Source organism: Janthinobacterium sp. RA13, from assembly GCF_000745325.1.
GTDB classification, from domain to species: domain Bacteria; phylum Pseudomonadota; class Gammaproteobacteria; order Burkholderiales; family Burkholderiaceae_D; genus Janthinobacterium; species Janthinobacterium rivuli.
In genome coordinates, this window is the sequence record NZ_JQNP01000001.1 from 3,051,463 (window position 1) to 3,070,350 (window position 18,888).

19 protein-coding genes and 1 other RNA gene are annotated in these 18,888 nt (G+C 63.5%); 14 read left to right on the forward strand and 6 right to left on the reverse strand.

Annotation, left to right across the window (positions count from 1 at the left end; translation table 11 throughout):
* Nucleotides 1-122 precede the first annotated feature (122 nt).
* Nucleotides 123-368 carry a hypothetical protein gene (locus FG13_RS30075; protein WP_035821611.1) on the forward strand — a complete coding sequence of 82 codons (246 nt, stop codon included), beginning with the start codon at nucleotides 123-125 and terminating at the stop codon, nucleotides 366-368.
* Nucleotides 365-1,618: a GGDEF domain-containing protein gene (locus FG13_RS29030; protein ID WP_152598763.1), complete on the forward strand. Its 1,254-nt coding sequence runs from the start codon at nucleotides 365-367 to the stop codon at nucleotides 1,616-1,618. The genes FG13_RS30075 and FG13_RS29030 overlap by 4 nt, the downstream gene beginning before the upstream one ends.
* Here FG13_RS29030 and FG13_RS13550 read toward each other — a convergent pair.
* The 5 genes from FG13_RS13550 to FG13_RS29035 all read right to left on the reverse strand — a co-directional run bounded on the left by FG13_RS13550 (nucleotide 1,615) and on the right by FG13_RS29035 (nucleotide 4,003).
* Nucleotides 1,615-2,079 carry an EVE domain-containing protein gene (locus tag FG13_RS13550; protein WP_035821613.1) on the reverse strand — a complete coding sequence of 155 codons (465 nt, stop codon included), beginning with the start codon at nucleotides 2,077-2,079 and terminating at the stop codon, nucleotides 1,615-1,617. The genes FG13_RS29030 and FG13_RS13550 overlap by 4 nt on opposite strands.
* Nucleotides 2,080-2,158: 79 nt before the next feature.
* Nucleotides 2,159-2,336: non-coding RNA, 6S RNA (gene ssrS / locus FG13_RS29480), on the reverse strand.
* Between the two features lie 189 nt (nucleotides 2,337-2,525).
* The gene (locus FG13_RS13555; RefSeq protein ID WP_034747344.1) at nucleotides 2,526-2,837 is read right to left on the reverse strand and encodes a cell division protein ZapA; all 312 of its coding nucleotides are present in this window, start codon (nucleotides 2,835-2,837) and stop codon (nucleotides 2,526-2,528) included.
* Nucleotides 2,837-3,100 carry a hypothetical protein gene (locus FG13_RS13560; protein WP_035821615.1) on the reverse strand — a complete coding sequence of 88 codons (264 nt, stop codon included), beginning with the start codon at nucleotides 3,098-3,100 and terminating at the stop codon, nucleotides 2,837-2,839. Before FG13_RS13560 ends, FG13_RS13555 begins: the two co-directional genes overlap by 1 nt.
* Nucleotides 3,101-3,256: 156 nt before the next feature.
* Nucleotides 3,257-4,003 carry a hypothetical protein gene (locus tag FG13_RS29035; RefSeq protein WP_051959016.1) on the reverse strand — a complete coding sequence of 249 codons (747 nt, stop codon included), beginning with the start codon at nucleotides 4,001-4,003 and terminating at the stop codon, nucleotides 3,257-3,259.
* A 534-nt stretch (nucleotides 4,004-4,537) separates the two neighbouring features.
* Here FG13_RS29035 and groES point away from each other — a divergent pair.
* The 5 genes from groES (at nucleotide 4,538) to FG13_RS13590 (ending at nucleotide 9,526) form a co-directional block, all read left to right on the forward strand.
* On the forward strand, nucleotides 4,538-4,828 hold the full coding sequence (gene groES / locus FG13_RS13570; protein WP_010400979.1) for a co-chaperone GroES: 291 nt from the start codon (nucleotides 4,538-4,540) through the stop codon (nucleotides 4,826-4,828).
* A gap of 50 nt (nucleotides 4,829-4,878) precedes the next feature.
* Complete coding sequence (gene groL, locus FG13_RS13575) at nucleotides 4,879-6,528, forward strand: chaperonin GroEL (RefSeq protein WP_035821617.1); 1,650 nt, start codon at nucleotides 4,879-4,881, stop codon at nucleotides 6,526-6,528.
* A 180-nt stretch (nucleotides 6,529-6,708) separates the two neighbouring features.
* Nucleotides 6,709-7,239 (forward strand): hypothetical protein, encoded by a 531-nt coding sequence (locus FG13_RS13580; RefSeq protein WP_051959018.1) that lies wholly within the window; start codon nucleotides 6,709-6,711, stop codon nucleotides 7,237-7,239.
* Nucleotides 7,240-7,299: 60 nt separating this feature from the next.
* A complete protein-coding gene (locus FG13_RS13585) occupies nucleotides 7,300-7,869 on the forward strand; it encodes a GNAT family N-acetyltransferase (protein WP_051959019.1) in 570 nt (189 codons plus the stop codon).
* A gap of 118 nt (nucleotides 7,870-7,987) precedes the next feature.
* Nucleotides 7,988-9,526, forward strand: a complete 1,539-nt coding sequence (locus tag FG13_RS13590) for a POT-type proton-dependent oligopeptide transporter (protein ID WP_176388037.1) — start codon at nucleotides 7,988-7,990, stop codon at nucleotides 9,524-9,526.
* 50 nt (nucleotides 9,527-9,576) lie between these two features.
* Here the strand turns inward: FG13_RS13590 and FG13_RS13595 are convergent, their stop codons facing one another.
* Nucleotides 9,577-11,208 (reverse strand): alpha-D-glucose phosphate-specific phosphoglucomutase, encoded by a 1,632-nt coding sequence (locus FG13_RS13595; RefSeq protein WP_035821622.1) that lies wholly within the window; start codon nucleotides 11,206-11,208, stop codon nucleotides 9,577-9,579.
* Between the two features lie 168 nt (nucleotides 11,209-11,376).
* Here FG13_RS13595 and FG13_RS13600 point away from each other — a divergent pair, with 168 nt between their 5' ends.
* From FG13_RS13600 to FG13_RS13630, 7 genes are all read left to right on the forward strand, one after another.
* The gene (locus FG13_RS13600; RefSeq protein ID WP_200880282.1) at nucleotides 11,377-11,862 is read left to right on the forward strand and encodes a sigma-70 family RNA polymerase sigma factor; all 486 of its coding nucleotides are present in this window, start codon (nucleotides 11,377-11,379) and stop codon (nucleotides 11,860-11,862) included.
* Nucleotides 11,862-12,953 carry a FecR family protein gene (locus tag FG13_RS13605; protein ID WP_235211728.1) on the forward strand — a complete coding sequence of 364 codons (1,092 nt, stop codon included), beginning with the start codon at nucleotides 11,862-11,864 and terminating at the stop codon, nucleotides 12,951-12,953. Before FG13_RS13600 ends, FG13_RS13605 begins: the two co-directional genes overlap by 1 nt.
* Before the next feature lie 91 nt (nucleotides 12,954-13,044).
* Complete coding sequence (locus tag FG13_RS13610) at nucleotides 13,045-15,441, forward strand: TonB-dependent siderophore receptor (protein ID WP_235211729.1); 2,397 nt, start codon at nucleotides 13,045-13,047, stop codon at nucleotides 15,439-15,441.
* 387 nt (nucleotides 15,442-15,828) lie between these two features.
* Nucleotides 15,829-16,575: a DUF4198 domain-containing protein gene (locus tag FG13_RS13615; protein ID WP_035821626.1), complete on the forward strand. Its 747-nt coding sequence runs from the start codon at nucleotides 15,829-15,831 to the stop codon at nucleotides 16,573-16,575.
* A gap of 2 nt (nucleotides 16,576-16,577) precedes the next feature.
* Nucleotides 16,578-16,913 (forward strand): DUF3649 domain-containing protein, encoded by a 336-nt coding sequence (locus FG13_RS13620; RefSeq protein WP_051959021.1) that lies wholly within the window; start codon nucleotides 16,578-16,580, stop codon nucleotides 16,911-16,913.
* Complete coding sequence (locus FG13_RS13625) at nucleotides 16,910-18,532, forward strand: PepSY-associated TM helix domain-containing protein (protein ID WP_035821628.1); 1,623 nt, start codon at nucleotides 16,910-16,912, stop codon at nucleotides 18,530-18,532. The genes FG13_RS13620 and FG13_RS13625 overlap by 4 nt, the downstream gene beginning before the upstream one ends.
* Nucleotides 18,532-18,885 (forward strand): DUF3325 domain-containing protein, encoded by a 354-nt coding sequence (locus tag FG13_RS13630; RefSeq protein ID WP_035821631.1) that lies wholly within the window; start codon nucleotides 18,532-18,534, stop codon nucleotides 18,883-18,885. Before FG13_RS13625 ends, FG13_RS13630 begins: the two co-directional genes overlap by 1 nt.
* The last annotated feature ends 3 nt before the right edge of the window (nucleotides 18,886-18,888 follow it).

The window sequence follows — 18,888 nt, forward strand, 5'->3', positions numbered from 1 at the left end:
GTGCGCCACTATCTCCTTCCGCAATATTTCCCTCGACACAATAAAATTTCCTAGTGGAATAGACTTGCTGTTGACATATCGGCATCATCGTTTCAACGTGCCGCCACCGGGAATGCCATGCCATGCTGCCTGCCGGACAAAAACTGACGTACTCGATTGCGCTGGGCGCCGGCTATGTGCTGGCCCAGCTGGCCTTGACGGCGTGGGCCGGCACGCGCGCGCCCTGGGTCAGCTATGCGTTCAACATCGTCGCGCCCCTGCTGGCGCTGGCCGCCTGTTGCCGCTGCGCCTATGTCAGCGCGGCAGGCGCGCCAGGACAGGCTGGACCCTGTTCGCCGTGGCCATGCTGTTCTGGAGCACCGGCATGATATTGTCGGCCTGGCAGGACCTGAGCGGACAAGTGGCTTCCGACGCCACGTATTTTTCCGATTTCGCCTATTTCATGTACGGCGCGCCCCTGCTGCTGGCCATGTCGTCCGTGACGCACGAGCATCCTTCACGCACCCTGCAATGGCTCGACGCCGTACAGGTGCTGCTGGCGGCCTACCTGGCCTATACGGCCATCTTTTCCGTGTCGCCCTTCGACCAGCGCTCGATCGCGCCGATTCCCGCCAGCCTGCTGGTGCTGACCTACAACGTGGAAAACCTGGCCCTGGCCTGTTGCGCCTCGCTGCGCCTGCTGGCGCACCGCCGCGATGGCGGGCAAGGCCGCTTTTACCTGCTGCTGGCGGTGTTCTTATGGTGCTATGCGGGCTGCGCGGCCGCGTATAACTATCTGACCTTGCATGGCGCGACCGAAGCCTGGAGCGAGGTGCTGCCGAGCCTGCCCTTCCTGATTCTGGTGCTGCTGTCCATGCGCGTCACGGCGGCGCGGTCCGGCGCGGAGAGCGCACAGGCGCAGCAGACCCCGCAAAAGCTGACCCTGCTGATCGACAATTTCAGTCCCATCTTCTTTACGGCCGCCTTGCTGGGCCTGGGCTTTGCCGTCATGCGCGCGCATTTTTACCTGGCGGCGGCGTCGCTGTTCGTCGCGCTGCTGGTCCACGCGCTGCGCTCGGCCACCCTGCAAAGCCGCTACATGCAAAGCGAACTGGCCTTGCGCGCGGCGCATGACAAACTGGAAAAGCTGTCGCTGACGGATGGTTTGACGGGCATCGCCAACCGGCGCTGCTTCGACCAGACCCTGCAGCTGGAGTGGCAGCGCGCCGCGCGCAACCATCAGGGGCTGGCGCTGCTGATCATCGATATCGATTTCTTCAAAAGCCTCAACGATACCTTCGGCCACCCGTATGGCGACGCCTGCCTGGTGCGGATCGCGGCCGCCCTGAACTCGGCGCTGCCGCGCGCCAGCGACCTGGCGGCCCGCTTCGGCGGCGAGGAGTTTGCCGCCATCCTGCCCGCCACCGATGGCGACGGCGCGCTGGCGGTGGCGCACAAGATGCAGGAGGCGATCGCCGCGGCCGCCATCGTCCACGCGCCGTCGCGCGGCGGCCTGGTGACGGCCAGCATCGGCCTGGCCTTGCATGACGCAGGACAGACGCCGGAACAATTGCTGGCCGCCGCCGACCAGGCCCTGTACCGGGCCAAGCAGAATGGCCGCAACCGGGTCGAGGCTTAGCGTCCCAGCTTGCCGGTGATGACTTTCCATTGCGCCGGCGTCACGGGCGTGATCGACAGCCGGCTGCCCTTCTTGAGCAGCAGCATGTCTTCCAGCTCCGGCATCTGGCGCATCTCGGACAGGGGCAGCAGCGCCGTCTTCTTCACGCCGCGCACGTCGACGCTGATCCAGCGCGGCTGTTCTGGCGTGGCTTTCGGGTCGAAGTATTTGCCGCCCTCTTCAAACTGGCTGTGATCGGGATAGGCGCCGCTGGCCACTTCTGCCACGCCCGCCACGCCCGGCTGCGGGCAGCTCGAGTGATAGAACAGCACGCCATCGCCCGGCTGCATGCCATCGCGCATGAAGTTGCGCGCCTGGTAATTGCGCACACCGAACCACGGCATGGTGTGTTTGGGCGCGGCCATCAGGTCATCGATGCTCACTTCATCGGGTTCGGACTTCATCAGCCAGTATTGTTTCATGCAGACTCCGTATCAAAGCGACAGACGTAAAAAAACGGTTGCGCATCGATGCTGCAACCGTTTTTCGTTTTCTTTCAAATTGGGCCCCGCCTGTGCCGCTATGCCGGCATCCCGAACCAAACGGTTCAAGGTGGTCACGTTAGTTCAATTTCGGGTTCGTCGAACGAGCGACGCTCACTCCCATCAAACAAAATTCGCAACCGATGCGCATAAATGGTTCAAGGAATATATGGCAATCGCGAACACCGCAGGGTAGACCCAAGTTTACTCCTTTGATCGCGCATCGCAAAGACAAATCGTACCGTGTCCGCTTAAAATCCAATTAATAACACTGAACAAAACCGTAGCGAGCGGCGATGAATTGTGGCTAAGAAGCGCAGCTGTGCTTGAGCACAGCGAGCATCGCAGGCCGCAAGTCGCGACGCGCAGTAGGTTTGGTTCGGTGTTTAAAAAAGGTTTTCCTGGGGCGTCAATGCGCTATCCAGGACAGTATGCATGGCCGAGATTTTCTGCTTCACTTCCAGTATCGTCAATTCCGACAGCGGACCTTGCGGCGACTTCACGGAGAGGAATTCGGCGGCCACGCCCAGGGCGGCCAGCACGGCGATGCGGTCGTTACCCTTGACCTTGCCCGCGTCGCGGATGGCTTTCATTTTGCTATCGAGATAGATCGCCGCTTCGCGCAGCGCGCGCTCTTCGCCGTCGCGGCACACCATGCTGTAGGACTGGCCCATGATATTGACATCGACACGCGGCATTACGCTTCCTTCTCGTTCTCGGCAATATAGGCGCCCGCTTCCGAAGCGGCTTGCTCCAGGCCAGCTTGCACCAGTTCGGGAATTTTTTCCAGCAACGCTTCCACCCGCTCCTGCGCTTCGCGCATGCGTTGCACATACAGGGCGTTGTCGGCGGCCAGCGCGGCATTGTCCTTGCGCAGTTGCGCGTTTTCACGGCGCAGCGCATGGGTCATTTCGGCCAGCAGGCCTATTTTGTCGGATAATTCGTTGAATTCGGAAATCATGCCGCCACTATAGGGCGGACGCTCCATGGGCGTCAATCGAATCACGCCGCTGTCACACATATTTACATCAATGCAGGGCAGTTGGCGGACAATACACGCTTTTTCCGGCGCTTTTCGCCAAGTGCGCGCATCCGCCGGCGCAGCGATGGCAGCGTTTTACTCGTCGACGTAATCGGGTTCGATATCGAGACCGCCATAGCGGTTTTCGCAAGAGCGGCGCGTCAACTCCTGCTTGCCGCTCTTGCCGTCAAGCACCATCGTCAGGTCGCGGCAAGTACGGCTGTAGCTGCCAGGTTTGGCGTCCGTGCCCGAAGGCGTCAGGCGCACTGCCAGTGGCACCGCGTTGCCCAGGCCCTTGTTGCTCCACTGGCGGCTCTTGCCATCCTCTTCATCTTTCAAGGTGCGCACGGCGGCCTTCAGCAACGATGCTTGTTCTTGTGCATTCAGCCTGGCGATGGTGACGTCGGACAGGAAAGGCGGATACACGACGGGCGCCGGATCCTTGCCCTGCACATCCCATTTCCCGCTGTTCTGCGAACAGGTGCGGCGGCTCAGGTCCTGCGACTTGCCGCCCGCCGTGACGATGAATTTCAGGTCGCGGCACACATGCGCCTTCAAACTGTGCTCCGTCATGCCGGAATTGCTGAAGTTATACGTGACTTTGACCATCACGCCGCGGTCGCCGCCGTTGTCCCACACGTGCGCTTCCTGGTCGTCGTCGTCCTTGTTCAAGTCCTTGAACAAATCGCCCAGCAGCCTGTCTTTTTCCTGTGGCGTCAGGGTCGCCACGGTGATCTCGTCGGCGATGGTGGGCGTTTGCGCGGCGGCATTGCCCAGGCAGGCGAGGCCGATGAGGGTAGCGCCCAGCAGGCGCAGCGCGGGGCGGGAAGGCGGAAATGGCATGGCGTTCTTTCTCGTGCAAGTAGTCATATGTGGCGATATTGATATGCAATTACAATCATCTTATCAAATTCCATAGTGAAACTCTGTTTCCTGTGCGTACAGGAACGGCCCCTCTCCGGACGGCATGCTAGAGTCGCGCCTGTTGCTGACGCCCGGGAAGTTGGCTTGCGCCAGCGCAAACCCTGCGTAAATGCAGGCTGCGCAGAACGTCTATGTATATCTTCCCGGAGAATAAGCCCTTGAATAAGCCCCCTACCGTCCCTATAATTAGCACTCGTTAGTAGAGAGTGCTAACAAACTCTTTCGTAGTAATCCTCAGGACTGATGGTGCTTGCCAGGCCACTGCAGGGAACGCTACGCGGCGGGCGACGCCGCGATGCACCACTGCCGGATACAGGCAAGGACAGGATGACATGGGGTTTGCTTGACCGTTGCGGGCTGCTTTCAACGGCGGTCACTGAAAGCAGGCCTGGCGCTGTGCCAGGCATGTATTCATTTAGCAACACCTATCCATTGAACTTTAAGGAGTTTTGTATGAATCTGCGCCCATTGAACGATCGCGTCATCGTCAAACGCCTCGACCAGGAAACCAAAACTGCGTCCGGCCTCATCATTCCTGATGCAGCTGCTGAAAAACCGGATCAAGGCGAAGTCCTTGCCGTAGGCAATGGCAAGATTCTCGACGACGGCAAAGTCCGTCCTCTGGATGTCAAAGTGGGCGACCGCGTCCTGTTCGGCAAGTACGCCGGCCAAACCGTCAAAGTTGACGGCGATGAGCTGCTGGTCATGCGCGAAGAAGACATCATGGCGATCGTCGTCAAGTAATTGTTTCCACGTTGTAGACAGATACATCCCGAAACTCAGGAGAATTGAACATGGCAGCTAAAGAAGTAGTATTCGGCGACGCAGCGCGCGCCAAGATGGTCGAAGGCGTCAATATCCTCGCCAACGCAGTCAAAGTCACCTTGGGCCCGAAAGGCCGCAACGTGGTTCTGGAGCGCTCGTTCGGCGCCCCTACCGTCACCAAGGATGGTGTGTCGGTAGCGAAAGAAGTTGAACTCAAAGACAAGCTCATGAACATGGGCGCGCAAATGGTCAAGGAAGTTGCTTCCCGCACCAGCGACAACGCCGGCGACGGCACCACCACCGCAACCGTGCTGGCACAAGCCATCGTGCGCGAAGGCATGAAGTTCGTTGCCGCCGGCATGAACCCGATGGACCTGAAGCGCGGTATCGACAAGGCAGTTGCTGCCACCGTCGAAGAACTGGCGAAAATCGCCCGTCCTTGCACCACGACCAAAGAAATCGCCCAGGTTGGCGCGATCTCGGCGAACTCGGACTACTCGATCGGCGAGCGTATCGCTGAAGCGATGGAAAAAGTCGGCAAAGAAGGCGTGATCACCGTGGAAGACGGCAAGTCGCTGAACGACGAGCTGGACATCGTTGAAGGCATGCAGTTCGACCGCGGCTACCTGTCGCCATACTTCATCAACAACCCAGAGAAACAAGTTGCCGTACTGGACAGCCCATTCGTCCTGCTGTGCGACAAGAAAATCTCGAACATCCGTGACCTGCTGCCGGTACTGGAACAAGTCGCCAAAGCTGGCCGTCCACTGCTGATCATCGCAGAAGACATCGAAGGCGAAGCGCTGGCCACCCTGGTTGTGAACAACATCCGCGGCATCCTGAAAACGTGCGCAGTGAAAGCCCCTGGCTTCGGCGACCGCCGCAAAGCCATGCTGGAAGACATCGCTGTTCTGACCGGCGGCCAAGTGATCGCTGAAGAAGTCGGCCTGACCCTGGAAAAAGTGACCCTGGCCGAACTGGGCCAAGCGAAACGCATCGAAGTGGGCAAAGAAAACACCATCGTCATCGATGGCGCCGGCGAAGCTGCCGCTATCGAAGCACGCGTAAAACAAGTGCGTGTACAGATCGAAGAAGCGACCTCGGACTACGACCGTGAAAAACTGCAAGAGCGCGTGGCCAAACTGGCTGGCGGCGTTGCCGTGATCAAAGTTGGCGCAGCCACCGAAGTCGAAATGAAAGAGAAAAAAGCCCGCGTTGAAGATGCACTGCACGCGACCCGCGCTGCCGTGGAAGAAGGCATCGTGCCAGGCGGCGGCGTAGCCCTGCTGCGCGCACGCGCCAACATCACGGTCAAGGGCGACAATCCTGATCAAGACGCTGGTATCAAAATCGTTCTGCGCGCAATGGAAGAGCCACTGCGCATGATCGTGCAAAACGCTGGCGAAGAAGCTTCGGTCGTCGTGGCAGCCGTACTGGCTGGTTCGGGCAACTACGGCTACAACGCTGCCAACGGCACGTATGGCGACATGGTTGAAATGGGTGTTCTGGACCCAGCCAAAGTGACCCGTTCGGCGCTGCAAAACGCCGCTTCGATCGCTTCGCTGATGCTGACAACCGACTGCATGGTCTGCGAAATCGCTGACGACAAAGCAGGCGGCGGCATGGGCGGCGGCATGGGTGGTATGGGCGGCATGGGCGGCATGGACGGCATGATGTAATGTCCGGCATCCCCGCGCGCAGGCGACGGCGCGCAGGGATGCATACGCCGGGGAGACACAGCAGACCAAAAGCTGCCTGTCCCTCCCCCGGCAACCCCCGAAAAGCTATCTTCTACGGAAGGTAGCTTTTTTTTTCGCCTGTTGGCCTGTTGATTTGGCAAGCCAGGCGATTGCCGGCCTGTGCGTTTTGCTTTAGCATGGCCGCCATCGTCCTTCTTTCTCACGCCCACCATCATGCCGCCACGCGCCTCTTCTTCCAGAACCACCATCATCGCCGGCATCCTGGCCGGCTTGCTGGCCGCCGGGCTAGTCGCTTTCTACATGCACCAGCAGTCCGCGCCGCACGGTGACAATGCCCCTGGCGCCAGCGCCAACACGGCGGCGCCAGAGCAGAACGCGCGCGCCGTCGATGCCTTGCTGGCTTTGCCGGAAATCAAGGCCTGGTCGGCGCATATCGAAAAGGCTTCGGGCGGCCGCGCGCACGGCGCCGTGATGGAAACGTCGCCCGAGACGCGTCTCGTCGATGGCGTCGCCAGTTACCAGCTGAGCTTTTTCGAAAGCACGCCCGATGCGGCGCACCGCTGGGAAAGTTTCGTCGTGACGCCCGATGGCAAGCGCATCCTTGTCGACGACATCGTCAGCGGCGACCTGATCAGCCTGGAACAATGGCGCAAGGACAATGCGCCCATGCAGCGCGTCGCCACGCAGTAACTACGCCGGCGTTGTAGCGCAAGCTTTACTTTCTGGCATCAAAGCCCGATACTCGCCCACATGCCCGCCATCACTGTCCGCCCCCTCACGCCAGACGACGCCAGCGCCTACCGCGCGCTGCGCCTGGCCGGCATCGCCGAACTGCCCGCCGCCTTCTGCACCACGCATGCGGCGGAAAGCGGCTTGCCGCTGGCACAGATAGCCGAGCGCTTGCGCGTCACCTCGCACCAAATAATATTTGGCGCTTTCAACAAAGAACAATTGATCGGCATGGCTGGCCTACGCCGCGAACCGATTGCCGTCGTGCAGGACAAGGCCAGTCTGTGGAGCGTGTACGTGGCGCCGCAGGCGCGCGGGTGCGGTGCGGGACGGCAACTGGTGCAGGCGGCCATCGCGCACGCCTGCAGCGTGCCCGAACTGGCCCGCGTGCGCCTGGCCGTGGCGCAGGACAACCATGCGGCATTGACCCTGTACCTGGCTTGCGGTTTTACGCTGGAGGACCGTCCCGCGGCGGATGGCATGCTGCATATGCAGCTGTTGCTGCCCCGCCCGGTTCGTGCAAGTGCCATTGCAAGTGCCGAAAGTAATGTCTTTATGAAAATCAATACCTTACAAATCCCTGCGAAATAGCGGACAGGCCGTTTTTTCTGTTGCAAGCAAACGCGGCAGGCCTTAGCATCGCGGCTTACAAAAAAAACTTGGGGGAGAGCCAATGTCATCGGCCGAGACACAAACCGCCACGGGCAAAATGCCGCGGCAAATACCGTACATCATCGCCAACGAAGGCTGCGAACGCTTCAGCTTTTATGGCATGCGCAACATCCTGACGCCATTCCTCATCAGCACCCTGCTGCTGATGATCCCGATCGACCAGCGCACGGGCGAAGCCAAGCACGTCTTCCACACCTTCGTCATCGGCGTGTATTTCTTCCCGCTGCTGGGCGGCTGGCTGGCCGACCGCTTCTTCGGCAAGTACAACACCATCTTCTGGCTCAGCCTCGTGTATTGCGCCGGCCATGCCTGCCTGGCCCTGTTTGAAAACAGCGTCAACGGCTTCTATTTCGGCCTGTTCCTGATCGCCTTCGGTTCCGGCGGCATCAAGCCGCTGGTCGCCTCGTTTGTCGGCGACCAGTTCGACCAGACCAACAAGCACAAGGCCAAGCTGGTCTTCGACCTGTTCTACTGGATCATCAACTTCGGCTCCTTCTTCGCCTCGCTGCTGATGCCGATGTTCCTGCGCGACTACGGTCCGTCGATCGCCTTCGGCATCCCCGGCATCATGATGCTGGCCGCCACCATCGTCTTCTGGATGGGCGCCAAGAAATACGTGCACGTGCCGCCGGCACCGCCAAACCCCGATTCGTTCACCCGCGTGGCCCGCACGGCCCTGCTGGCCCGCGTCGACGGCGGTTCGCGCCCAGGCCTGTATGTGGCCTATGTCGGCGTCGTCGGCGCCCTGTATGCGTTCTACAGCATTCCAGAATGGGGCTTCGTGATTTCCGCATGTACCGCGCTGGTCTTGCTGCTGGCCTTCGGCAGCATCGGCACGGCCATGCAGCTGGAACGCGCACGCGGCATCCACCCCGACGAAGCCGTCGAAGGCGTGCGCGCCGTGCTGCGCATCCTCGTCATCTTCGCCCTCGTCACGCCGTTCTTCTCGCTGTTCGACCAGAAGGCCTCGACGTGGATCGTGCAAGCGAACACCATGGAAAAACCAAGCTGGTTCCTGCCGGCGCAGATGCAGGCGCTGAACCCGATGCTGGTGATGCTGCTGATCCCGTTCAACAACCTGGTGCTGTACCCGATGCTGAACCGCTTCGGCCTGGAAGCGACGGCCCTGCGCCGCATGACGGCCGGTATCGGCTTTTCCTCGCTGGCGTGGATCGTCATCGGCTTGCTGCAACTGGCACTCGACAGCGGCAACGCCGTCTCCATCATGTGGCAGATCCTGCCATACGCCTTGCTGACGTTCGGCGAAGTGCTGGTCTCGGCGACGGGGCTGGAGTTTGCGTACAGCCAGGCGCCCGTCTCGATGAAGGGCGCCATCATGAGCTTCTGGAATCTGTCGACCACGGTGGGCAACCTGTGGGTGCTGATCGTCAACCGCAGCGTCATGAACGAAGGCGTGATCGGCAAGATCGCCGAAAGCGGCATCAGCGTGACGGCTTTCCAGATGTTCTTCTTCGCCGCCTTTGCCGCCGTCGCCATGCTGGCCTTCGGCCTGTATGCGAAGCGCTACAAGATGGTGGACAACTACCGCCAGGCGGTGGTGCCGGCGAAAGCATGATGCCGGTTTGATCTGCCGCAATCAAGAAGGGCGCCCTCGGGCGCCCTTTTTTACGTCGTCACCGTCGGCCCATCGCGCCCCGTGCGCTCACGGATCTGCGCCAGCTGCTCGGCCACGCCGATCAGCCCCGCCAGCGCTTCCTGGGTGGGAATATCGTGCCGGGCCGGATCGGCTTCGTAGCGCTCCAGGTACAGGCGCAGGGTCGCGCCCTCGGTGCCCGTGCCGGACAGGCGCAGCACGATGCGCGCGCCGTCCGTCATGATGATGCGGATGCCCTGCTGCGTGGCCACGGAGCCGTCAACGGGGTCCGTGTAGCTGAAATCGTCGGCCAGCGCCACCGTGTAACCATCGAACACCTGGCCGGGCAAGGCGGCCAGCTGGCCGCGCACGGCGTCCATCAGCTGCTGCGCGCCGGCGCTGTCGATGTCTTCGTAGTCGTGGCGCGAATAGTAGTTGCGGCCATACGTGGCCCAGTGCGCGCGCACGATCTCTTCCACCGATTGTTTTTTCTCTGCCAGCAGGTTGAGCCAGAACAGCACGGCCCACAAACCATCTTTTTCGCGCACGTGGTTCGAGCCCGTGCCGTAGCTTTCTTCGCCGCACAAGGTGGCCATGCCCGCGTCGAGCAGGGTGCCGAAGAATTTCCAGCCTGTCGGCGTCTCGTGGCAAGGGATGCCCAGCGCGCCAGCGACACGGTCGGCCGCGCCCGACGTCGGCATGGAGCGGGCGATGCCGTTCAAACCGTCGCGGTAGCCGGGCGCCAGCGTGGCGTTGGCGGCCAGGATCGCCAGGCTGTCCGAGGGCGTCACGTCGAAGCGCCGGCCGACGATCATGTTGCGGTCGCCGTCGCCATCGGAGGCGGCGCCAAAGTCCGGGGCATCGTCGGCAGCCATGATGGCGATCAGCTCGTGCGCGTTGACGGGATTCGGGTCGGGATGGCCGCCGCCGAAGTCTTCCAGGGGCACGCCGTTGATGACGCTGCCCTTAGCCGCGCCCAGCATGCCTTCCAGGATGGCCGTCGCATACGGGCCGGAAACGGCGTGCATGCCGTCAAAGCAGAGGCGCAGGCCGCCCGCGAACAGGGCGCGGATGGCGTCGAAGTCGAACAGCTGCTGCATCAGTTCCGCGTAATCAAGCACCGGATCGATCACTTCGACCGTCATCTGCTCGATGCGCGCCACTCCCAGCACATCGAGGTCGATGTCGGCAGCGTCGCTGATGCGGTATTCGGCGATGCCTTGCGTGCAGGCGTAGATGGCCTCGGTGACCTTTTCGGGCGCCGGGCCGCCATTGGCGATGTTGTACTTGATGCCGAAATCGCCATCGGGGCCGCCCGGGTTATGGCTGGCCGACAGGATGATGCCGCCGCTGGCGCCATGCTTGCGAATCACGCAGCTGACGGCCGGCGTCGACAAAATGCCGCCCTGCCCCAGCAACACGCGCGCGTAGCCATGCGCGGCCGCCATGCGCAGCACCGTCTGGATGGCCGCGCGGTTGTAGTAACGCCCGTCGCCGCCCAGCACCAAGGTCTGGCCGCGGCAGTCGCCCAGCGTGTCAAACACGCTCTGCACGAAGTTTTCCAGGTATTGCGGTGCGCTGAAGACAGCCACCTTCTTGCGCAAGCCCGAGGTGCCAGGCCGCTGGCCGGCCACCGGCGCCGTATTGATGATTTGTATACTCATCTTGCCTCCTTATTAACTTCCCATGTTAACCGATGCTGGCCGCAGGGCAAAGCGTTGTACGTCTGCCACGGTGCGCCAAGCCGCTTAACGCAACATCGCGGCATGCCATATAATGAGAATCATTCTCATATGCGGCATTCCTGGCTGCGGACTCATACATCGGACGCCGTGGTTGCACGCTATTACCAAGAACTGTTGAACTTTTGCTGGCGCAGCGTGCGCAACCGCGAGGCAGCGGCCGACCTGGTGCAGGAAAGCTATGCGCGCGTGCTGGGCGAGGCGGCCGTGCGCGAACCGCGCGCGCTGCTGTACCACACGGCGCGCAACCTGCTGATCGACCAGCACCGCCGCGCCGCCTTGCGCCAGCACGAGGAACTCGACGCCCTGCCGGAGGCCGCGCATCCGGCAGGGCCCCGTCATTTGCAGCCGGAACAGGCATTGGAAAGCAGCCAGGACTGGCAAGCCTGCGTGGCCGCCATCGACGCCTTGCCACCGCGCTGCCGCGATGCCTTCGTGCTGCACATCTTCGAGGAATTGCCGCACGCACAGATCGCTGCGCGCATGGGCATTTCCGTGAGCATGGTGGAAAAACATATCGCGCGCGGCATGCTCAGTTGCCAGGCGCAGTTGCGTTCTCTGCGGGAATGCGCATAATGCCGTCCATGACAGCCCACCCGCCCCGCCATGATTTCGGCCCCTCCGCCCAGGAGCAGGCGGACTTGCGCGAGCATGCCGACTTTGCCGCCACGCAAGACCCGGTAGCGCTGGCGGCGGCCACGTGGTTCAGCCGGCGCGGTAACCTCGATGCGCGGCAACAGGCCGAGTTTGCCGCCTGGCTGGCGGCCGATGCGCTGCACGCGCACGCGTATGCCCAGTTGCAAGACACCTATCGCGCGGCGCGCCGGATTCCCGCGCAGGTGGCCGCCCGCTGGACAGTGCCAGCGCCATCCGCCCGCCGCCCGCTTCTGCGCTCCCTGCGCATGCTGCCGTATGCGGCCGCCGCCATGCTGCTGCTCGGCGTGGGCGCGGGCGGCTACCAGTGGTGGCAGCAACCCACGTTCAGCCAGTCGTATGCCACCGTGCGCGGCCAGCGCCTGGCCATCTCGCTACCCGACGGCAGCCAGGTGCAGCTCGATACGGCCACGCAACTGCACGTCACCCTGTACCGCCAGCGCCGCGAAGTGCGCCTGGCGCACGGCGAAGCGCTGTTCCAGGTGCAATCGAAGCAGGGCCAGCCGTTCGACGTGCTCAGCGGTCCGTTGACAGTGACGGTGGTGGGCACGCAGTTTTCCGTGCGTAACACGCTGGTGCACGACGGCCAGCTGCGCGTGGCCGTGCAGCATGGCCAGGTGCGCGTGGCCGGCGTAGGACAAGATCAGGTCGACCTGCGGGCCGGCCAGGGCGTCAGCAGCGATGCCGGCGGCCGCCTGTCTGCCGTCGCCAGCCTGGCCCCGGGCAGCGTGGCGCCGTGGCGCGACGGCAGGATCACCTTCGACAATGTGCCGCTGGGTGCGGCGCTGGCCGAATTCGAACGCTATGGCGACACGGGCTTCGTCGTGCGCGATCCCGCCGTCGCGCGCTTGCGCATCGGCGGCAGCTTCAGCCTGACCCAGCTCGACCGCTTCGCCGCCGCCTTGCCGCAACTCTTGCCCGTACAAGTCGTGCGCAGCGGCACCGTCAGCACCATCGGCATGGCGCCGAGAGCACCTGCGCAGGCACCGGCTATGCACTTCCCAAAAAAATAAATGAAAATAATTCGCATTCGCAGGTGAGGGTTTTTCCCGCTGCCGCGTCTACCAGGTTAATCGACAATAAATTAACCTGGAGAAATGCAACATGTGGTCCCCCCGCCTCAATCTGACACCCGCCCCCTTCGCCCTGGCCGCCATGCTGGCCCTGGGCAGCATCCCCTTGGCACACGCGCAAACCTTGTCATCCGTCAAACTAGCCATCGCCGCCCAACCTCTGGGGCAAGCCCTGAATGAGCTGGCGCGGCAAGCCAATTTGCAACTGCTGTTCGCGCCGGAACTGGTGGCCGGCAAGACGGCGCCCGCCGTCAGCGGCACGCTCAGCGTGGCCGACAGCCTGGAGCGTCTGCTGGCCGGCAGCGGCCTGTCCGCCAGCATCGACGGCAACAGCGTCATCATCCGCCCGGCGCCCGCCGCCACGGGCAAGGTGGCGACCCTGGCGGAAATCACCGTCAGCGCGCGCCAGGAGGCGACGGCGGATACCGAACTGACGAAGTCGTATGCGGCGCAGGCAGTGAGCATCGGCAAGGGCCGGCAAAGCCTGCGCGAGATTCCCCAGTCCATCTCCGTGCTGACGCGCCAGCAGCTGAACGACCAGAATTTGCTGAACCTGGATGACGCCATGCGCGGCGTGACGGGCATCACCGTCGAAGCGAGCAGCACGGGCGGCAACCACGGCAATTTTTATTCGCGCGGCCATGCGCTGGACTCGGTACAGGTCGATGGCGTGATGACGCCGGCCAGCACGGGCAACGATCTGTCAGCCGGCTTCGGCCTGGCCATCTATGACCGCGTGGAAGTGCTGCGCGGACCGGACGGCCTGTTCCAGGGCGCGGGCGACCCGGGCGGCAGCATCAACCTGGTGCGCAAGCGGGCGCGCGACACCTACACCGCCAGCGGCGTGCTCAGCGCGGGTTCCTGGGACCGCTACTATGCGGAAGCGGACGTCACGGGTCCCTTGAGCGCGGACGGCAAGGTGCGCGGCCGCCTGGTGGCCGCCTACGAACACCGGCGCTCCTTCGTCGACCACGTGTATGCGGAAAAACCACTGCTGTACGGCACCGTTGCCGTCGATGTGGCGCCGGGCACCGTGCTGACGGGCGGCGTCACCTGGCAGGAATACAAGGGCCGTCCCGCCTTCGGCCTGCCCGCCTATGAAGACGGGCGCCTGCTCGACGTGCCCCGCTCCACGTACCTGGACCCGGCCTGGAACCACATCACGGAAAAGGTCACGGAATATTTTGCCGAACTCGATCACAAACTGGACAACGGCGGCCAGTTCAAGGTGACCGCTTTGTACCGCGAGCAGGACGAACCATCGCGCCATTTCGGCTGGCCCGATTGTTCGGCAGACCCTGTCACGGGCGAGAGCTGCCTGATCAGCTGGACCTACCGCAGCCACTGGAAGACGCAGGGACTCGATGCCTGGCTGGCGACGCCGTTCCAGGCGTTCGGCCGCAGCCACGACCTGATCGTGGGCGCCGACTACCGCCAGGTGCACAAAAATTTCCAGTATGGTGGCGGCGACACTGCGCCGATCAACATCTTCCACCCGGATAACAATATCGCCCGGCCCAGCTACACCTTTTCCAACGGCAACGACAACCGCACCAAGCAGTTGGGCCTGTACGCGCGCACCCGCCTGCAAGCGACGGACCGGCTCGCCGTCAACCTGGGCGGGCGCCTGACGCACCGGAACAACCATACCGTCAACCGCAATGCCTATTTCAACCAGTTCACCGATGTCAGCAACACCATCAATGCGAAATTCACGCCGTACGCGGGCCTGGTCTATGAACTCGACAAGCAGGTGTCGGCCTACGCCAGCTACACGCGCATCTTCTCGCCCCAGACCACCACGGACGCCGCCGGCCAGATCCTGAAACCGCGCACGGGCCAGCAGTTCGAACTGGGCCTGAAGGCGGAGCTGTTCGACAAGAACGTCAATGCGCATGCGGCCCTGTTCCGCATGGAAGACGAGAACCGCGCCATGCCAGATCCGGCCAACCCGCTGTTTTCCATCGGCGCCGGCAAGATGCGCAACCAGGGCGTGGAAGCCGAGCTGAGCGGCAGCCCCCTGCCGGGCTGGAACATCACGAGCGGCTATTCCTACACCAGCACGCGCACCCTCGAAGGCAGCGATGATCAGAAGGCCCAGCTGTACACCTTCATCGCGCCGCGCCACAATGTCAATCTGTGGACCACTTACCGGCTGGCCGGCGCGCTCGATAAAGTCAGCGTGGGCGGCGGCTTGCGCAGCGTCAGCAGCATGTACCGCCTGAACGGCCCCGTGAAATTCGAGCAGGGACCCGTCACCACGGTGGGCTTGCAGGCTGGCTACCGCCTCAGTCCCAAGCTGGAGCTGTCGCTGACGGTGAACAACCTGTTCGATAAAAAATACTACACGCGCGTGTGGGCCGCCTATGGCTCCAACTTCTATGGCGAACCACGCAACGCCATGCTGACCCTGCGCGGCCAGCTGTAACGCCCGCGCTTGCGCGCTTGCACGGGCACCGCGTCAGTACGGTGGCCGTGCTCGTTTACGACATCGTTACAACACCTCTCTCTTGCATGTCTCGCAACCTCGCACTATAATAAGAATAGTTCTCATTCACATTTGGATTCCGTTCGGAGTCCGCATCCCGCATGTCCTGCCTGCCATCGACCGGCCAGGACGGCATGGCTGATGCGCAGCTGGATGACACGCTGCGCCAGCCAGGCATCCCCGCCAAGCAAGCCTTCCCGTATCAATAACGAAAAAGGTAGTTTCATGGCGCGGGCACGTTCGCCGGCCGGCATTGCCGCCGCCGCTTCCCGGCACCTTGCACCGCTGCGACAACCACGTTTCTCACCATAAACCAAGGGATACACCATGCACCTCACTTCCATCGCGCGCCTCGGCGCCCTCGCCACCGCCCTGCTGGGCGCGGCCCTCGTTTCCGGCACGGCCAGCGCGCACCAGATCTGGCTGCAGCAGGACGGCAAGGCGGCCAGTGTGTACTTCGGCGAGTTCGGCGACAACCTGCGCGAAGCGTCGCCCGGCCTGCTCGACAAGTTCAGCATCAGGAACGTGACGTGGGTGTCGGCCAAGGGCGCGCAGCCGCTGCAGGCGAGCAAGACGGCCGGCGCGTTCCTCCTCAATGGCAAGGCGGGCGCGGGCGAAAGCATCATCGTCGAGGAAGACAACTACCCATCGTGGGAAGAAAAGAAGGATGGCAAGAGCACGCGCACCGTATGGATTCCCGCCGCGCGCCTGGTCGCCGACGGCAAGGCGCAAGCTCCCGCGCTGACCCTGGACCTGGTGCCGACCGGCAAACCAGGCCAGTTCCAGGTCAGCTACCAGGGCAAGCCGCTGGCGCAGGCCAAGGTCAACGCCGTGGTGCAGTCGGGCTGGGGCAAGGAAGCGTGGAGCGATGCGCAAGGCCTGGTCAGCTTCCCGCTGCCATGGAAGGGCACCTATGTGCTGGAAGTGCAGCACACGGACAAGACGGCCGGCCAGCGCGGCGCGCAAGCCTATGACAAGGCCATGTTCGTGACGACCCTGAGCCTGGTGCAGCCGCAAGGCGTGACGCCGCTGCCGGCCGGCCCGGCCCTGCCGCCCAGCAAGGATCATGACTGAGCATGCCAGCGCCAGCCATCATTAAAATCGCGCGCCTGCGCCTGTCCGCCGGCGCGATCTACCGCCTCGGCGTGGCCTCGCGCAGCGTGGCGGCCATCGTTGGCGGCTACGTGCTGGCCGCGCTGGTCACCATGCTGCTGTCGGTGAGCCTGCCCATGGCCCGCTCCGAAGCCGTCATGACGGCCACCCTGCTGTCGTTTGCCATCTACACCTGCGCCGTGCTGTGGGTCTTCGCCACGCGCAGCGCCCTGCGCGCCTGGCTGGGCCTGTTGATGCCGGCCGCCGTCATCGCCGCCATCCTGCAGTGGATGGACGCACTATCCTGGAGTCTCGCATGAAAGAAGGTTTCCGCCAGTCGATGGCATGGCTGCACACCTGGTCCGGCCTGCTCGTCTGCTGGATCTTGCTGCTGGTGTTTTGCGCCGGCACGGCCAGCTACTACCGCAATGAAATCACCCTGTGGATGCAGCCCGAACTGCACGGCGCCGCCGCCAGCCAGGTGAGCACCGAGGAAGCGGCCAAGGTCGCGCAACAGGCGATGGAAGAACGGGCAGACGGCGCCACGCGCTGGTTCATCAGCCTGCCCGGCGAGCGCAGCCCGTCCACGCAACTGGGCTGGAGCAAACCCTCGAAACCGGGCGAAAAGAAACGCGGCCGGCGCGGCAATTTTCATAGCGAAAAAGCCGACCCGGCCACGGGCGAAGTGCTATCAAAGCCGCGCGAGACGCGGGGCGGCGAATTCCTCTACCGCCTGCACTTCGACCTGCACTACATGTCGGCCATCTGGGGCCGCTGGATCGTGGGGTTCTGCGCCATGTTCATGTTCGTCTCCATCATCAGCGGCATCGTCACGCACAAGCGCATCTTCAAGGATCTGTTTACCTTCCGGCCGAAAAAGGGCCAGCGCTCGTGGCTGGACGCGCACAACGTGACGGCCGTGCTGGCCCTGCCCTATCACATCATGATCACCTACACGGGCCTGGTCACGTTGATGTTCCTGTACATGCCTTCCGGCGTCACGGCCGCCTACAAGGGCGACCAGGATACCTTCTTCGCCGAAGCCTTCCCCGGCCGCTCGGGCGACAGCAAGCCGGCCGGCGTGGCCGCGCCGCTGACGCCGTTGGCGCCCCTCGTGCGCCAGGCGGAGCAGCACTGGGGCGGCGGCAAGGTCGAGCGCATCTCCGTCAACCACCCGGGCGACGCCAACGCCACCATTTCACTGACGCGCGCCGGTGGACGCGACATGTCGTCGAAGCAGCCATCGATGGAATTCGATGGCGTGTCCGGCAAACTGCTGTCGAGCGACGGCGAGGCGCAGCCCGGCGCGGCCGCCACGCAAGGCGTCATGGTGGGACTGCACGTCGCGCATTTCGGCGGACCGCTGCTGCGCGCCCTGTTCTTCCTGTCCGGCCTGGCCGGCTGCGCCATGGTCGCCACGGGCGCCCTGCTGTGGGCCGTCAAGACGCGCCAGAAGCAGGCCAAGGCGCTGGCCGCCGGCAAGCGCGCCAGCTTCGGCCTGCGCCTGGTCGAGGCGCTCAACATCGGCGCCATCGCCGGCATCCCGATCGCCTTTGGCGCCTACTTCTGGGCCAACCGCCTGCTGTCGGTGACGATGGAAGACCGGCCAAAAGAGGAAATCGCCTGCTTCTTCGGCGCCTGGGCCCTGGCCGCCATCATCGCCCAGCTGCGCCCCTCGCGCGCCATGTGGCGCATGCAGCTGGCCGCCGGCGCCTTCCTGCTGGCGTCGCTGCCCGTGCTGAACGTCTTCACCACCAATTCGCACCTGGGCGTGACCCTGTTCCTGGGCCGCGGCCCCGTTGCGGTGGCCGCCTTCGACCTGGTGGTGCTGCTGCTGGGCCTCGGTCTCGCGTATGCGGCGTACAAACTGAAACCGCTGCCCGTGAAGGCGGCCAAGGCGGCACCGGTGAAACCGGCGCAAACGATGGAGGCCGCGTGATGGAACTGTTAGCCAATTTCCTCGTCTTCGCGCTGTGCTACGCGGGCCTGTCTTCGCTGTGCCTGGCGATGGACCGCCACTACGCCGACTTGCACGGACGCGGCGCCGAACCGCCCGCGCCGCTGCGCCGCCGCCTGCAGTGGGCTGGCTGGCTGGCGCTGGCGGCCGGCCTGGCCTGGGCCATGCACATCGCCGGCGGCGGCTATGGCCTCGTCTACTGGGTCGGCAGCCTGACGGGCTGCGGCTTGCTGCTGATCTGGCTGCTGCCGTATGCGCCGCACCAGGCCATGCGCCTGGCGCGCATGATCGGCGTGGCGGCCTTGCTGGCCGCCGTCGCGCTGGCAGTACGGTAACGA

What these genes read in the sequence shown, in the direction of transcription:
- FG13_RS30075 (WP_035821611.1), top strand. Translation starts at nt 123, where the DNA reads ATGCTGCCTGCCGGACAAAAACTGACGTACTCGATTGCGCTGGGCGCC.
- FG13_RS29030 (WP_152598763.1), top strand. Translation starts at nt 365, where the DNA reads ATGATATTGTCGGCCTGGCAGGACCTGAGCGGACAAGTGGCTTCCGAC.
- FG13_RS13550 (WP_035821613.1), bottom strand. Translation starts at nt 2,079, where the DNA reads ATGAAACAATACTGGCTGATGAAGTCCGAACCCGATGAAGTGAGCATC.
- FG13_RS13555 (WP_034747344.1), bottom strand. Translation starts at nt 2,837, where the DNA reads ATGCCGCGTGTCGATGTCAATATCATGGGCCAGTCCTACAGCATGGTG.
- FG13_RS13560 (WP_035821615.1), bottom strand. Translation starts at nt 3,100, where the DNA reads ATGATTTCCGAATTCAACGAATTATCCGACAAAATAGGCCTGCTGGCC.
- FG13_RS29035 (WP_051959016.1), bottom strand. Translation starts at nt 4,003, where the DNA reads ATGCCATTTCCGCCTTCCCGCCCCGCGCTGCGCCTGCTGGGCGCTACC.
- groES (WP_010400979.1), top strand. Translation starts at nt 4,538, where the DNA reads ATGAATCTGCGCCCATTGAACGATCGCGTCATCGTCAAACGCCTCGAC.
- groL (WP_035821617.1), top strand. Translation starts at nt 4,879, where the DNA reads ATGGCAGCTAAAGAAGTAGTATTCGGCGACGCAGCGCGCGCCAAGATG.
- FG13_RS13585 (WP_051959019.1), top strand. Translation starts at nt 7,300, where the DNA reads ATGCCCGCCATCACTGTCCGCCCCCTCACGCCAGACGACGCCAGCGCC.
- FG13_RS13590 (WP_176388037.1), top strand. Translation starts at nt 7,988, where the DNA reads ATGCCGCGGCAAATACCGTACATCATCGCCAACGAAGGCTGCGAACGC.
- FG13_RS13595 (WP_035821622.1), bottom strand. Translation starts at nt 11,208, where the DNA reads ATGAGTATACAAATCATCAATACGGCGCCGGTGGCCGGCCAGCGGCCT.
- FG13_RS13605 (WP_235211728.1), top strand. Translation starts at nt 11,862, where the DNA reads ATGCCGTCCATGACAGCCCACCCGCCCCGCCATGATTTCGGCCCCTCC.
- FG13_RS13610 (WP_235211729.1), top strand. Translation starts at nt 13,045, where the DNA reads ATGTGGTCCCCCCGCCTCAATCTGACACCCGCCCCCTTCGCCCTGGCC.
- FG13_RS13615 (WP_035821626.1), top strand. Translation starts at nt 15,829, where the DNA reads ATGCACCTCACTTCCATCGCGCGCCTCGGCGCCCTCGCCACCGCCCTG.
- FG13_RS13620 (WP_051959021.1), top strand. Translation starts at nt 16,578, where the DNA reads ATGCCAGCGCCAGCCATCATTAAAATCGCGCGCCTGCGCCTGTCCGCC.
- FG13_RS13625 (WP_035821628.1), top strand. Translation starts at nt 16,910, where the DNA reads ATGAAAGAAGGTTTCCGCCAGTCGATGGCATGGCTGCACACCTGGTCC.
- FG13_RS13630 (WP_035821631.1), top strand. Translation starts at nt 18,532, where the DNA reads ATGGAACTGTTAGCCAATTTCCTCGTCTTCGCGCTGTGCTACGCGGGC.